This window comes from Candidatus Edwardsbacteria bacterium RifOxyA12_full_54_48 (assembly GCA_001777915.1).
Lineage (GTDB): Bacteria > Edwardsbacteria > AC1 > AC1 > EtOH8 > UBA2226.
On record MFFN01000003.1, the window covers coordinates 209,923 to 225,210 of the forward strand.

A 15,288-nucleotide genomic window follows, 5' to 3' on the forward strand; every position below is an offset into this window, starting at 1 on the left:
TATTAACAGGAACTGATATTTGGTTGATCGATGGTTCCCCTCAAGTGAACAGGCCGGATTTTTTATCTATCTGGAGTTCCAGGTCCTCCAGTATCCGTTTCTGCTCGTCGATCTTACGGGACAGTTCGCGCGATTCTTTCTTCAGGTTTTCCATCTCGGACATCTCCATGGAGAGCATCTGGAAACGCTTGAGCAGGGACGCTTCCTCGCTGGTTTTGGCGGCAATGGCCTCCTGCACCGATTTTAGTTTGGCCTGGGCAGACTCGGCCTCTGAAGCCAGATCCCTTATCTCCAGCTGCAGGCTCTCCTTCCTGGTGCTGATGCCGGCCATCTCCATATCGGCCTGGGCGTTCAATTGCTGGTTCCGGTTCTTCAGGTCGGCCAGGGTCTTCTCCAATTCCTCCCGCTGGCGCTCCTTGCTCTCCACCTCCGACACCACTCCTCGCAGTTGATCGCTGATGCCCTCCAGCTTGCGGCTCTTCTCCTCCATTTCCCGCTGGATCTTGTCGACCTGTTCATTGAGCCGCAGTTTCGCGGCTTCGGTATCCTGGGACAGACTCTCCAGTTCGCGGTTCTGCTGCTGCACCTGGTCCTCTAATTCCTTCCGGGTCGCCTCCAGCTGGGCATCCAGATTCTCCTTCTGGGTTCTGATATCGGCCACAGCGGTTGCTAATTCCTCCCGATGGGACTTCAAATCGTCCATTTCCTCCTGCAGGCCGCTTATCCGGCCCGCCACGGCTTGGGATTCATCCCGGCCGGTCTCGATCTGCTGCCTGATCTTATCCAGCTGGCCGCTCAGATCAGCCAGTTCAGATTCGGCGGTCTGGGCGCTTCGGGCCCTTTCCTGCATCAGGCGCTGGTTCTCGGAGTCGATCTCGTCCAGTTCTTTCCTTCCGCGTTCCAGCTGCCGGGACAGTTCCTCCTCCCGGGTGCTCAAACCTTCGACAGCTTCCTTCAGTTTCCTGGACTTGGCCAGCTGTTCCTCAATGGAACTGCCCTGCTGGGTGCGGAAATCCATAGCTTCCTTGATCCACCGTTCCAGACCGGCCCGTTTTTTCTGCAGGGCATCAAGCTGATCATCCAGTTCTTCCTTTTCGGCTGTCAGCCGTCCGATCATCTCCTCTTTTTCAGCCTTTAACTTGCCTGCCAGTATTTTCTGTTGTTCGATATTTTCCGCCAAAAGCTGGTTCTCCCTGCTGTTGGCGTCCAACTGCTCCTGGACATGGTCGTGTTGGCTTTGAACCGATTTGACTTTTGATTCCCAATCCGATAATTCGTTCCGCCTTCTGCCGACTTCGGAGTCCAGATTGGCTTGTTCCTCAAGCATGGCGGAATATCGCTGACGGGCCTCTTCTATCTGCCGGGCGGTCTGGGCCAGCAGTTCGGCCTGGTTATGCTGTTCCTGTTTGGCGCTGGCCAGCCGCTTCTCCAGTTCCTCCTGGCTGGACATGGCCAGGCTGATGGATTCGGATAGATGAAGGTGTTCCTGCTCCCGGCCTTCGATCCGTTCCGACAGCCCTTTCAGCTCGCCCTGCCGGGAGGCAAGTTTCTCCTCCAGTTGGCTGATCTCGGCCTGCCGGGCCTTGATGGTGTTTTCGGCGGAGACGATCTGGGCCTTGTTGGACTCCACCGCCCCGGCGGTATCGTTCTTTTGCTTGCTGAGCTCATCTATCTTCTGGGCCATGGCCAGACCGTTCTGCCGGAGCGATTCTATCTTCTGCTGCAGCTGGATGATTATCTCCTGCTTTTTCTCTATGCTCCCTTTAAGCTCGGCCAGCCCGGCATCCAGGGCGGACACCTGACGGTTCCTTTCCACCAGCAGACTGTTGGAACTGGTCAATTCTATATTCAGGCGGTCCAATTCAGATTCATTCTTCCGGCGCTGTTCCTCGGTCTTCTCCAGCTCCAGCCTGGCCTGGTAGGTCTGCTGATTGAGCTGCACCTTCTGGCTCTCCAGTTCGGAAAGCTCCTGGGCGGTTGAATCCACCCGGGCCTGGTTCTGCTCCACCGTCTGACTCAGCGTTTCTATCTGGCCGGGAAGCTCCTGCAGGGAGGCCTGCTTGGCGGAGAGGTCCTTCTGCAGTTCGGCCGCCACCGTCTCCAACACCGCCACCTGGTGCCGTTTTCCCTCCAGGTTTTTTTCCACCTTGGCGGTGGCCTCCGAGGCCATCACCCCCTGCTGAAGTTTGTCCTGTTTATTCTGTTCGGCATGAATTATCTGGGAGTTCAGGTCCAGCAGGGTATTCTCGTTCTCGGTCCGGCGTTTATCCAGGTCCGCCACTTCGGAGGCAAGGCCATCCACCCTTTGCTGGGACTTCTCCATCAGCTCGTCAAGGGCCTGCTGTTCGTTCTGACGCAGGGCGTAATCGGACGCCGCCCGTTGCAGGCTCTGCTCGGTGTCGGAGATCTCCTGCCGCAGCCGATCCAGCTCCGCCTGGGAGGCCAGGTTGTCCTGGCTCAGTTTTCCCTGGCGAATCGAATCTTTCTCGATCTCCCCCTGCAGCGACAGGCTCTGCTTCTCCAGGGTCTTGACGTCGGCCTCACGGGCCTTCATGGTGGCAATGGTCTCTTTCAGCCGGCCCCGGTATTTGTCCAGGGAATCCAGGATTGATTTGCGTTCCTTTTTACTGCGCCTTATTTTCCTGAGTAATTTGGCCTGGTCCTTGCGGCGCTGTTTTATCTGGCTGTCCAGGAAATTCTTCTCCAGCTTTTTTATCTCCAGCACCTGGTCGATCGGTTTCTCCTGCCGGTGAAATATGCGGGACAGGAGCCCTGGAGAGGGGATGGCGGAATCGGCCGGCGGCTCCTGGCTGGAAATGGGCTCCGGAAGTGTCTCCGGGGATATGGCTGCTCCCTGTTCCCCCTCGGCCCCGGGCTCCAGATATTCCTGCGAATCTTCGTCAGCGGAAGCTGGTTCATGGTTTTCCGGTTCTATTGGTTGCTCCTGGCCGGCGATATTCTCCTCTTCATCACCATCCTCATTCCCGGCCGGTTCCGGGGAGGCCTGATCCGGGGCGGGCGGGGAGGCTTTTTTGAACAAACTGCCCAGCAGCCGGCCGATGACGCCCTCCTTGGGCTCCCGGTCCGGTTCGTCATCCCGGGCCGGGCTCTCATCCTCCGGCTCCGCCCGGGAAGATCCCTCCTGCTCCGGCAGTGCCCCGGGCTCCATGGAGGAGAGAGGTTCTTCCGGAGCCGCGGTTTCCGGTCCGGAAGCCGATTCCTCTTGGAAATGGGCTTCGCTTTCTTCGGAGGATATTGTCTGGGCGAGGCTTTCCGCAGGAGTTTCGTCATCGGCCACCCGGAACTCGTCCTTCACCGACAGGGCCCGGCTGATCCTCTGGGCGGATCGGGCCAATTTTCCGAAAAAGCCGCCCCGGGAAGCTTCCGCGCTACCCGCAGGATGGCCTCCCCCGGACTGCTGGTTGTCCGTCACCCGGCTGCCGTTCTCCTGCTGGTGAAAACCTTTCTGGTCCATAAGTTATTCCTCTCCCGACATTTCTTTTAATTTGGCCAGCCTGTTAAGGGCCTCAATGGGGGTCATGGTCTCGGGCTGCAGATGTTTGATCTCCCGCAGGAGCTCCTGCTCCTCACGGCTGAAAAGCTCCAATCGGTCTTCCTCCTGGCGGATCTGCCCATGCCGGGCCAGGCGGGGCGTGGAATCGGACAGCAGGGCATCCTGTTCCAGGTTTTCTAGGATCTCCCGGGCCCGGGAGATCACTTGGGCCGGAATGCCGGCCAACCGGGCCACCTGCACCCCGTAGCTCTGCCCAGCGCTGCCCTTGACCACCTGCCGCAGGAAGATTATCTCATCGCCCCATTCCTTGACCGCCATGGAATAATTCTGCACCCCCGGCAGCTGGGCGGCCAGCTCGGTCAGCTCATGATAATGGGTGGCGAACAGGGTCCGGCAGCCGATCTGATCGTGCAGATATTCGCTGACCGCCCAGGCGATGGCCAGCCCGTCGAAGGTGCTGGTGCCCCGCCCGATCTCGTCCAGCAGCACCAGGCTCCGGACGGTGGCGTTGTTCAGGATATTTCCGGTCTCGTTCATCTCGGCCATAAAGGTGCTGATTCCCTTGGCCAGGTCGTCGGAGGCCCCGATCCGGGTGAAGACCCGGTCGGTGATCCCGATATGGGCCTCCTTGGCCGGCACGAACGATCCCATCTGGGCCATGATGGTCACCAGTGCTATCTGTCTGAGGTAGGTGGATTTCCCGGCCATGTTGGGGCCGGTCAGGATGATCAGCCTGTGGTCGCTGTCGTTCAGCAGGGCGTCGTTGGCCACGAACTGTCCCAGCTGGAAATTCCGCTCCACCACCGGATGCCGGCCATGGATGATGTGGATCCGGGGAGATTCGTCCACCACCGGTCGGACGTAGCGATTGTTGATGGCAGCCAGGGCCAGGCCGCAAATAACATCGATGGCCGCCACCGACTCGGCGGTCTGCTTGATCCGCTGGCACCAGGATGATATCTCCTGGTGCAGGCCGGCGAAGATCTCCATCTCCAGGGCCTTGATCTTTTCCTCGGCCCCCAGCACCTTGTCCTCGTAGGCCTTCAATTCCGGGGTGACGAACCTCTCGGCATTGCTCAGGGTCTGCTTTCTGATGTAGTCATCAGGGGCCAATGCCAGATTGGTCTTGCTGATCTCGATATGATATCCGAAGACCGAATTATATTTGACCTTCAGCGACTGGATCCCGGTGCGCTCCCGTTCGCTGTTCTGGTAATCGGCGATCCAACTCTTGCTGTCGCGGGCCAGAGAGCGAAGCTCGTCCAGGTCGCCGTTGAACCCATCCCGGATGACCCCGCCTTTGGATAACGACAGCGGAGGGTCATCAGCCAGGGCTTTGGCCAACAGGTCGGTCAAACCACCGAAATCATGCAGGACAGCGGACAGATCCTTCCAGTAGCGCCCCGGCGGCAATCCGGTTTTTATCTGGGGAATTTCGGCCAGTGATTGTCCCAGGGCCAGCAGGTCCCGGGGCCCGGCCCTCTGGCAGGCGATCCGCCCCAGCAGCCTTTCCAGGTCCTGCACCTTCCCGAGATGTCTCCCAAGTTCGTCCCTGGCGGCCCGGCCCTCCAGCAGGCTCTGGACGGCATCCTGCCGCAAGGTTATTTCATTCAGATCCAGCAGCGGGGCCGCCAGCCAGCGTCTTATCAGCCTCCCGCCCATGGCCGTCACCGTATGGTCTATGGTGTTCAGCAGGCTGATGCCCTGGGGATGCCCCTCGGGAAAAAGGTTCAGGTTTCTGATGGTGGCGTTGTCCAGCAGCATCTGACCCTGCAGGGAGTAGGGCACCATTTTTGCTAGGTGGCTGATGGCCGTCTTCTGGTTTTCCTCCAAATAGCCGATGGCCGCCCCGGCCGCCCCGACGGCCAATGTCAGGTCCTGGCAGCCGAAGCCGGCCAGCGAGGCCGTTTTGAAATGCCCCAGCAATTTCTTCAGCGCCGAGCCCTGTTCGAAGTGATGGTCCTCCCGATCGGTCAAAGTGAACCCGGCCAGGGCCGGCCCGATCTTCGGACGGTCGGAGCCGGACACCAGTATCTCGGAAGGCTGGTTGCGCAGCAGCTCGTCGGAAAGTTCCGCCAGGGACATCTCGGCCACCCTTAAATTCCCCGCCGACAGGTCGCACAGGGCCAGCCCGCACCGGTCCTGATGGCAGTTGACCGTGGCCAGCAGGTTCTCCCTTTTCTCATCCAGCAGGGAGGACCGCATCACCGTCCCGGGGGTGATCACCTCGGTGACCTCGCGCCGAACGATGCCCTTGGCCAGCTTGGGGTCCTCCACCTGGTCGCAGATGGCCACCTTGTGCCCGGCCTTGATCAGCCTGGTGACGTAGCGCTCCAAGGCATGGTGCGGGATCCCGGCCAGCGGGACATCGTTTCCCTTGCCGTGATTGCGGGAGGTCAGCACGATCCCCAGCACCTTGGAGGTCAGTACCGCATCCTCGAAAAATGTTTCGTAGAAATCGCCCACCCTGAAAAGTAGGATGGCCTCGGGCTGTTCCTGTTTGATCCGGTGGTACTGGGCGATCATAGGGGTCACTTTCTCCATATCACCTTTCGACCACCATCGTTTTCAGCCCGAATTTGTCCTTCAGGGACTGCTGGGCCTTTTTCAGTTCGGACGAATTCTCGTAGGGGCCGGCCTGCAATTTGTATATCGTGCCCCTGCCTTCCTTGACCTCCTCCACTACGGTATCAAAACCTTCGGCCCGCACCTTCTTGGCCCAGCCGTCCATGATCGCCTTGTTATTGTAGGCTCCTATCTGCAGATAATAAAAACTGAGGGGAGCAGGCTCCTCCGGGGCCGGCGGCTGATCGACATTTGGGGGTTGGGTCATTTCGGCCTGGCGGGACAGATCATTATCGGGTCCGGCCTCCGAAAGGCTCCCGTCATCCTGACTGCCATCCTGATTTTCCTGGGTCAGGGCGGCTATCAAATATTCCCGGGCGCTGCCGGATTCCGGAGTCCCCGGGAAAAGATCCATGATCCTCCTCCAGTGCTCCTTGGCCCTGGCATTATCGCCTTTTTGCTGCCAGTACCCGGCCAGGACGTTCAACAGGGCCGCCCCTCCCGGGGCCCGGGGATACTGGTCCAGATAGGCGTTGACATAGGCCTCGGCTTTGCTCAGGCTGTCGCTGCCCAAGGCCATCAAAGCCAGCTTGGAAAGGCTTTCCCTGCCGGCCGGGGCGCTGCCGTACCTGGAATAGGTGTAGAGGTACCGCTCCCGGGCCTGGGCGGCCGATCCCACGTTATGCAGGTACTGGGCCGTGGCGTAGGACGCCTGGGAGGCCAAAGAATGTGCCGGGTAATTGTCCAAGATGAACTGGTAATGGCCGAAGGCGTTGTTCCCGCTGGTCTCGATACGGGCCAGGGTGAACCTGGCCTCGGGGATGAATTTCCCCCGGGGATGGCGGGAAAGGTATTTTTTATAAGCCTCGGCGGCCTGGGGATATTTTCCGGTTTGGCACAACTGCCAGGCCGCTTCATATTCCTTCTCCTCGCTGATCCCGAAACAAAAAGAACCTTTCAACAGCAGGAGCACGATCAATGGCCGGGCCGATCTCACTGCCGGACCAAATATTCTCTTTATGTCATGACCTTTATAGTGCATTTAACTTTAATATAGGTTCCGGTTATTGGCCACGGTCTGCAGCACCCATTGGAAGCCGATGGTCACATACCCTGCGCTCTCGCTTCTAGAGACCGCAGTTACTCTGGCGTAGTGTACCACGTTATCGGTTTTGACAAAATAGCTGTAGCCATCGGTCACCGTCGATGAAGTGCTGTATCCGGTGTCTGGCGCTGTGGTCCCAGAGCCCTGCACGATACCGTTGGCTTCGAAATTTACCGCCGGGTAAGCATAACAGACAAGGGCAATCTTGCCGTAATTGATCCCGCCGCTGACAAAGGAGTATGAATCCCGGTTATCCCCGGAGGAAACGGACAGTTGGGCGGTCCCGGTGATCACCGTGGTGGTCGGAGCCTCGGTCGGTTTGGGGGTGCAGCCTTCAAAAGACATGATGAAGGCCAGGGTTATCGCCAGTAATGGCAACAACCATAAAAGGGTGTATTTTCTTTTATCCATAACTGTTCATTCTATCGCATTAAGAGAATAAATTCAACAAAAAACTGTCCTTAAATATTTAATTCAAGGACAGTTACGGCGTGAGCCGGTCAGGGTGGACTGGGTGGCCTTATTTACTGTTACTTTGACGATATCTCCGGGGCTGACGCCCGATGCGCAGTCAAAGGCCACCGGTTTGTTCCCGGGGCTGCGCCCCATCATCTGCCCCCTTTTGGGAACGGCTTTTTCCACCAGCACGATAAAAGTTTTTCCGATATCGGCCTGGTTGGATTCCTGCGAAATTTTCTGCTGAAGCGATATCATTCTCGCCAGGCGATCCTGCCTGACATCTTCGGCCAGCTGCCCCGGCATCTGGGCCGCCTTGGTGCCAGGCCGGATGGAATACTTATAGGTGAAGGCCGAGTCGAACCTGATGTCCTGCATGACATCCAGGGTCATCTTAAAATCCTCTTCGGACTCTCCGGGGAACCCGGCTATCAGGTCGCTGGTCAGCACCAGATCGGGCATCAGTTTCCGGGCGGTGGATACGATCTCCCGGTATTGCCCCAGGGTATATTTGCGGTTCATCTGGGCCAACACCCGGTCGCTGCCCGACTGCAGGGGCAGATGCAGGTGCCGACAGATCTTTTGATTCCCGGCCATGGTCTCCAGCAGTTTAATGCCGCAATCCTTGGGATGGGAGGTGATGAAGCGCAGCCTCTCCAGTCCCGGCACATCGGCCGCTTGGGCCAGCAGACCGGGGAAATCCGTGCCAGCGGAGAGGTAGGAGTTCACGTTCTGGCCCACTAAAGTGATCTCCTTGATGCCCCTCTCGGCCAGGCATTTTATTTCGCCCAGGATGTCACCGGACGTTCGGGAATACTCCCGCCCCCGGACATAGGGAACTATGCAGTAACTGCAGAAATTGTCGCAGCCCCGCATCACCGCCAAAAAGGCGCCGACCTGCTTTTCGAACCTCGGGATGATGCTTAAATCAGGGCCGGCTTTCTCCAATCCGGTGATGGCGGCCCTGGCCCCTGTTTTCAGAAGACTCTGGAGATGCGGCACGATCTCCCGATACCTCTCGGTTCCCAGGACCAGATCCAACTGGCGAAAGCGGTCCAATAAATTCTGGCCATTCTCCTGGCCCACGCAGCCCATCAGTATCATCAGACGGCCGGGGCTTCTCCTCTTCCAGGATTTCAATTCGCCCACCCGCCCCAGCACCCGCTCCTCGGCATGCCCCCGGACCGCACAGCTGTTGATCACCACCAGCTGGGCCTGCTCCGGATCTTCCGTTTCCCGGCAGCCGGCCTGGTCCAGCAGGGTCCTTACCGCCGCCGAGTCATACAGGTTCATCTGGCAGCCGTAGGTCTCCATGTAATATATCAGGTTCAGCATTGTTTAGGCTGGTCCAAATTGTCGGTCAGCTCCCCCAGGATCCCCTGTTCATAAGGCTGGGATAATTTTACCCGGACCATCTGGTTCTTCAAGTTTTGCTCCGAGCGGAAATAGACCTTATAGTAATGCTCGCCAAACCCGGACCAGAGGCCTCTGTCGGCGGATTCCGCCAGCACCAGCTCGGTCTTCCCCGTCAGAGCACTAAAATATTCCTGCTGCAGTTTTTCGTGGATGTCCTTCAGGCGGTGCAGCCGCTCTTTCTTGATCTCCTCCGGGATCTGTCCGGCCATCAGGGCGGCCTTGGTGCCCGGCCTTTTTGAATAGGTGAAGACGTGCAGGTGGGTGAACCCCAGCTCCCGGATGTTCCTGACGCCCTGGCCGAAATGCTCCTCGGTCTCGCCGGGGAATCCCGCGATGATGTCCGATCCGATGGTGATGTCCGGCATGGCCACTCTTAATTTTCCCAGCAGTTCCCGGTAGTAGGCGACGCTGTATGGCCGGTTCATTTTTTTAAGGATGCCGTCGCAGCCGCTCTGCAGCGGCAGGTGAAGGTGCCTGGCCAGCTGGGGGATGCCCTGCATGGTCTCCATCAGGTCGTCGCTCAGGTCGTCTGGCTCCAGGGAGCTCAGGCGTATCCGGTCCAGGCCGGGAATATCCTTCAATGATCTCAACAGAATGCCCAGAGAAGGCTTGAAATCCCCCAGCCGGATCCCGGTGACCACCAGTTCGCGGTGTCCAGAGGCGGCCAGATTTTGGGCTTCGGACAGTATCTCGTCCAGCGGACGGCTGCGGGAAGCCCCCCGGGCCAGCGGCACTATGCAATAGCTGCAGCGGTGGTTGCAGCCGTCCTGGACCTTGATGAAGGCCCGGGTGTGCCCGTGGAACGTCTTGATCCCGCGGGGCAGTTTATCCTGGCTGATGCCCAGCCAGCTGAGTAATTGTCCAGCGGCCTCACTGCTGTGCCGCCCCAGCACCAAACCCACCCCGTCTATTTTAGTCAGGGGCTCTGCCGCCAGCTGCCCGTAACAGCCGATGATGATGATCTTGCCTGACGGATTGTTGCGGATGATCTTCCTGACCGTCTGCCGGGCCTGCTGTTCGGCCGCCGAGGTCACCGAGCAGGTGTTGACCAGAAAAATATCCGCTGTGCCTTCGTTATGGCGCAGGCCGGCGTTCTCCAGGGTGGTCCGCCACAGCTGGGAATCGTACTGGTTGGCCTTGCAGCCGAAGGTGGTCATTTGGAACAAAATATCTGACATAGAGATGAATTATATTACATCGGCCGGATAAATGCAAATAACTAAAAAAGGCGGCCACCAGCCGCCCTTTTTCGAGCATCCTTGTATTATTTAAGTACCACCGTCTTCTTGGTTGCCTTAAAATCGCGAGCTTCCATAAGATAAAAACAAACAACTGTTAACTATCCTTTCTCCATTCTTCTTTTTTTATTTATATATTAATATTTTCTTTGAAGTCCCGCTGTAACTGGCGAAAGCCCAACCCATACGAGGGCTGAGAAATTGTACAGTGGTTATTTGATAATCCGGAAAATCAAGTTTAACCCAAGTCTTTCCGCTGTCCACTGTGTGTATCATAAAAGTAAAACCGCTCATCCAGCCGTAGGCCGGGTCGGCAAATGATGCATCGCTTAAAGCCCCGTAAGCATCGCTCGTTTGAGTTACCCAGGTCGCACCATTATCACGGCTGAACTTGCCTTCAACCCAAACATATCCGGGATAAAGACATTCCAAGGCAACCGTAGGCCAGTCTAAATTATAAAAAATAGGCGGAAAAGCGTTTAAAGCAAGAATCCAACTTATTCCTCCATCCACGGATTTGAACAATTCTCTTGTGGTTCGTGCCCAACAGGTATTTAAATTGAGATATTTAATTTTACGCACACTTTCATCTAAGCTTGTGTCCATTGGTATTCCACCTACGTATGTGATCGCGTCACCGCCATTTATTGTTTTATAAACATACCGTACCGGAACAAGGAAACCAATGTTTCTATCTATAAAATCAATGGGGCCAGTATCGTAGGTATAAATACTTATCCACGAATTACCGCCGTCGGTTGTCCGCATAATACCATCTATACCTCCGGTCCAACCATATTGATTATCCACAAAGTCAATGTATGTAATACTTTCATTAATATTTGGACAGCCGTACTGCATTTGCCAGGTATATCCGCCATCAGATGTATGTATGATTATTCCGAAACCTCCATTCATTCCCATAAAATCCGAATAACCCACTGCCCAACCCTCCAGTTCATTGACAAAGCACATGTCCTTAATGTGTGTCACAGAAATATCCCACGGGGCAGGCAAGGGAACCGCCACTGTTTCCCACTGGCAGGGATAAATCTTTAAATCCAGCGTGGCACTGTCATTTGCCACAACGTTTGCTTTTCCATTATTCAACCGATAATCGGGCTTGTCGGCAACCAGGTTAAAAGCGCCGCCGCCCATGCCAATTAATCTGTAATTACCGTTGTTGTCGGTGGTCGCAGACAAGCCGGTACTCAAGCTTACAACCGTACCAGCCAATGGTTGTCCGGTCAGGCTGTCGGTTATCGTTCCCTTTATCAATGTTTTATCTGCTGGCGGCTGGGTAGGGTTTTTACAGCTGCAACCGGTAAATAATAAAACAACAAACATAAAAAGCCCCGGCCCGCAGCTATTAAAACTACGAACAAAGGCTTTTAAATTATGGACCTCGATGCAAGCAAGCTTAAAGTGTAAGATTTTCTTGCTTTTCATGGTGGAACTGTAGCACAATATAGGGTAAGTTGTCAATCAAATGATTTATGGGGTTTTTATTTAGGGGTGTGTGTTCCATGTCACAGAATCAATATATAAATTAGCTTGAATTTTCCATGTCATATCACTTGCATTTACAACCAAAATAAATTATCCTTATTTTCGTTATGCCTGAAGATAAATATTTAAAAAACCAATCGACAGCACTGCCGGATAAAGAACCGGCCCGCAGCCTGAGGATATCCATCATCGAGGGCTCCTTTGCCTCGGTCCACATCGCCATCACCATCGGGGCGCTGGTGACCGGATATGCCCTGATGCTGGGAGCCAACGATTTCCATCTGGGCCTGCTGGCCGCCCTCAGCGCCCTATCCAACGTGGGGGCGATATTCAGCGCCTATCTGGTCGGCCTTCTGGGGCATCGCAAGAAACTCACCATCTGGGCGGCCACCCTGGGGCGCCTGCTGTGGGCGGCCCTGTGCATACTGCCCTTCCTCAATGTCCTGGCCGGATGGAAATTATTGATATTCTTTCTGGTGATCTTCATCGCCAATACCTCGGTCAATATGGCAAACAATGCCTGGCTTTCCTGGATGACCGACCTGGTGCCGCTGAAGCGCCGGGGTTCATATTTCGGTCTGCGGAGCACCATTCTGGGCGCGGTGACCATGGCCGCCAATTTCGGGGCCGGAAAACTGTACGATGTCATGAAAAGCCAGGCCCTGCAGCAGCAGGCTTTTGCCATCATCTTCGGAGCGGCCGCCTTTACGGCAGTGATCGCCGGGATCATTCTCTCCAAGCAATGGGAGCCACCCCTTACCGGTGAAAAACCCCTGCCCATTTCGCAGCTGTTCCGGCTGCCCTTTGCCAACCGGGATTTCCGCCGCCTGCTGCTGTTCTTCGTCCTGTGGTCCATGGCCACCGCAGTGGCCGGGCCCTTCTTCGCCGCCCACATGATCAAGAATCTCCACATGCCATTCGCAGTGATCGCCTATTACTCCATCATCGCCGGGATCCTTAACTTCGCCTTCCAGCCGTTATGGGGCCGGATCATAGACCGCCTGGGCAACAAGCCGGTGATGATCTTCAATATGCTGGGCATCTTCTCCCTGCCCCTGTTCTGGCTGTTCACCACCCCCGATTTCTACCTGCCGATATGGATCGACGCCTTCATCAGCGGCCTGGTGTGGCCCGGCTTCGCCCTGGCCACCTTCAACCTGCTGCTGGTGACCGCCCCCGAGGAGAACCGCACCGCTTATCTGGCGGTCCAGAGCATGGTCACCGGGCTGGCCATCTTCGCCGCCTCGCTGGTCGGAGGCTGGCTGGCCGACAGCCTGCGCGATTTCAAATTTATCATCTTGGGGCAGACCATCATCAACTTCCACCTGCTGTTCGTGCTGTCCTCCATCTGCCGGATCTCCCTGCTGCCCTTGGCCCTTAAATTGAGGGAGGACCAAGCCCAGTCGGTGGGAACCCTGCTGGACATGGTGGGGGACAAATCCTCCCAGCGTTTCAGCAAGATCCTGGACTCGGGCATAATGGTAATAAGAAGGGTCAGGAGCCAGCTGCAGTGAATATGAAGGGCCCGGCGTTCCGCCGGGCCCTTCAAGTTTGATCGTCCTTTCCGGTCCGGTCCCCCGGCCCCTATCTTATAAGTGTCAGCCTGCCGGTGGCCTTCTGGCTGCCGGTATCCAGCTGGTAGAAATAAACGCCGCTGGGCATCGCCCGGTTCCGGCCGTCCCGGCCGTCCCACCTCAGATCGTAGTCCCCGCTTGACAGACGGGAATCCACCAGGCTCCGGACCAGCTCTCCGGCGATATTGTAGATCTTCAAGGAGGTTCTGGCCCCGGCCCGGAGCTGGAACCGGATGTTGGCCCTGCCGGTGGCGGGATTGGGGTATGATCCCTTCAGCAGACTGGTGGCCGGCAATGATGGGGCCTCCGGCTTCCCGGCCACGCCGGTCTTGTTGTAGGCCATGATCAGCACATCGTCCACATACCACCCGTCGGCGGTGACGCTGCTGTTGCTGTTCATCCGGAAGCGGATCCTCAGGTCGGAAGCGGTCCCGCAGAAGCTGTTGAGGCTTACCGCCCGCTGGCTCCAGGCTGCCTGGGTGCCGCTATAGGAGACCACCAGGGTGGACCAGTTCAAGCCGCCGTTGGTTGAATATTGGGGCTGGCAGTAATCGCCGCCGTTGTCGACAAAATATTTCTCCCACCAATACAGGGTGGCCGAGCCGTATCCGGTCATGTCCAGGCCGGAGGCCATGTGCAGCCAGTGTCCGCTGGAGTTGGGATAGTCCCCCCCCTTGCTGTCGGTGACGCAGTGGTCCGTGGAATAGTGGTCGGCATCGGTGGTGTCCCATTGTGCAAAAGCCCCCACATACCCGGTGTCCCAGTTGCCCAAGCCGCTCTCGAAATCGTCGAAGAAGATGGTGTTGGGCGAACCCACCATGAATCTGACCGAATCGATCACCGTCAGGGTGTCGTTGTACAGCGGACTGTACACCTTCTTGTGGATGTAGACGCTCACCCAATGGCCGTCCGGCATGTTGGCCGACGGCTTGATCCCTATCAGGAAAGGCGATGCCTGATTGTTGAGGGTATCCCCCGCCGCCATGCTGCCGATGTCCCATTGGCCGTTGGTGATGGTGACGAAGGTATCGGGCGAAACGGCGGACACCGCCGCCCCGCTTCCGGGGGCATAGCTGTTCTTCACCTTCACCCACAGGTTCAGCGATTCGTTCGGCTCGTAGAATCCGTCGCCGTCGCCCACCTCGGTAAGGCTGTAGTTTTCCTGGGCCAGGCAGGGGCCGTAAAGATGGCTCCCCTGGATTATCTGCTTATCGGCCCTCTGTATGAAGGCCGCGAACTGGCACTTGCCCAGCACCCAGCCCGGGTCGATGCTGAAGTTCTTCTGGGCCAGCAGGCTGTCCCCGGCCGGTATGTTGATGGCCTGGCCGTTCTCATCCGGCACCATGTCCCGCACCACGAAATCTATCTCCTCCATGCCCTGCCAGACCTCCGGGATGTTCCTTTCCAGCACCACAAAATGCAGGGTGCCAGCCTCCGAAACGGAATTGGTGTTCTTGATCTTTACCTCCACCGTACCGGTGCCGGCGGGAAGGTCATGGGCGGCCATTCCCATGGTCAGCTCGAACGGGCTGGATACTGTTTTATGAGCGTCGAACACCGGCCGGTAATAATCATAGTTGTTGTATGCGGCGCCGGATCCCGCACTGCCGACGATCGAATCCAGGCCATCAAAGATTACCGTCGGATACCCCGGGATCATGTCGCCGTACCAGACGATGCGGTTGTAGGTCTCGGTGGTCTGGTAGGGATCGCCGTAATGGAAGGCCAGCACCACCAGGGAATCGCCAACCTCACTATGCAGCTGGTCCAATCCGTTGGCGGCCGCCGGGCAATATTGGCACCAGGTGCCGGTGAAATCCTCGGCCACCACCACCCTTTGGGAGGCGTATGACGCGCCGGCAAGGGCCGTGATCAGGGCCACTAATCCGAACATTCTCAACCTATCCATAG

General features: G+C 57.1%; 9 protein-coding genes. 1 reads left to right on the top strand and 8 read right to left on the bottom strand.

Going from position 1 to position 15,288, the window contains the following annotated elements; genetic code table 11:
- Window positions 1-40 precede the first annotated feature (40 nt).
- The 7 genes from A2273_08345 to A2273_08375 all read right to left on the bottom strand — a co-directional run bounded on the left by A2273_08345 (window position 41) and on the right by A2273_08375 (window position 11,743).
- Window positions 41-3,475, bottom strand: coding sequence for a hypothetical protein (locus A2273_08345; protein OGF08345.1), 3,435 nt, complete (start codon window positions 3,473-3,475; stop codon window positions 41-43).
- Window positions 3,476-3,478: 3 nt separating this feature from the next.
- Entirely contained in the window at window positions 3,479-6,058 is a 2,580-nt protein-coding gene (locus A2273_08350) for a DNA mismatch repair protein MutS (protein OGF08346.1), read from the bottom strand.
- Between the two features lies 1 nt (window position 6,059).
- Window positions 6,060-7,058: a hypothetical protein gene (locus tag A2273_08355; GenBank protein OGF08347.1), complete on the bottom strand. Its 999-nt coding sequence runs from the start codon at window positions 7,056-7,058 to the stop codon at window positions 6,060-6,062.
- A gap of 69 nt (window positions 7,059-7,127) precedes the next feature.
- Entirely contained in the window at window positions 7,128-7,595 is a 468-nt protein-coding gene (locus A2273_08360; protein ID OGF08348.1) for a hypothetical protein, read from the bottom strand.
- Between the two features lie 63 nt (window positions 7,596-7,658).
- A complete protein-coding gene (locus tag A2273_08365; protein OGF08349.1) occupies window positions 7,659-8,975 on the bottom strand; it encodes a tRNA (N6-isopentenyl adenosine(37)-C2)-methylthiotransferase MiaB in 1,317 nt (438 codons plus the stop codon).
- Entirely contained in the window at window positions 8,969-10,234 is a 1,266-nt protein-coding gene (locus tag A2273_08370) for a tRNA (N(6)-L-threonylcarbamoyladenosine(37)-C(2))-methylthiotransferase MtaB (GenBank protein ID OGF08350.1), read from the bottom strand. Before A2273_08370 ends, A2273_08365 begins: the two co-directional genes overlap by 7 nt.
- A gap of 186 nt (window positions 10,235-10,420) precedes the next feature.
- A complete protein-coding gene (locus A2273_08375; protein ID OGF08351.1) occupies window positions 10,421-11,743 on the bottom strand; it encodes a hypothetical protein in 1,323 nt (440 codons plus the stop codon).
- 167 nt (window positions 11,744-11,910) lie between these two features.
- Between A2273_08375 and A2273_08380 the strand changes: the two genes are divergently transcribed.
- Entirely contained in the window at window positions 11,911-13,317 is a 1,407-nt protein-coding gene (locus A2273_08380; protein OGF08352.1) for a hypothetical protein, read from the top strand.
- A gap of 70 nt (window positions 13,318-13,387) precedes the next feature.
- Here the strand turns inward: A2273_08380 and A2273_08385 are convergent, their stop codons facing one another.
- A complete protein-coding gene (locus A2273_08385; GenBank protein OGF08353.1) occupies window positions 13,388-15,271 on the bottom strand; it encodes a hypothetical protein in 1,884 nt (627 codons plus the stop codon).
- Window positions 15,272-15,288: the final 17 nt, after the last annotated feature.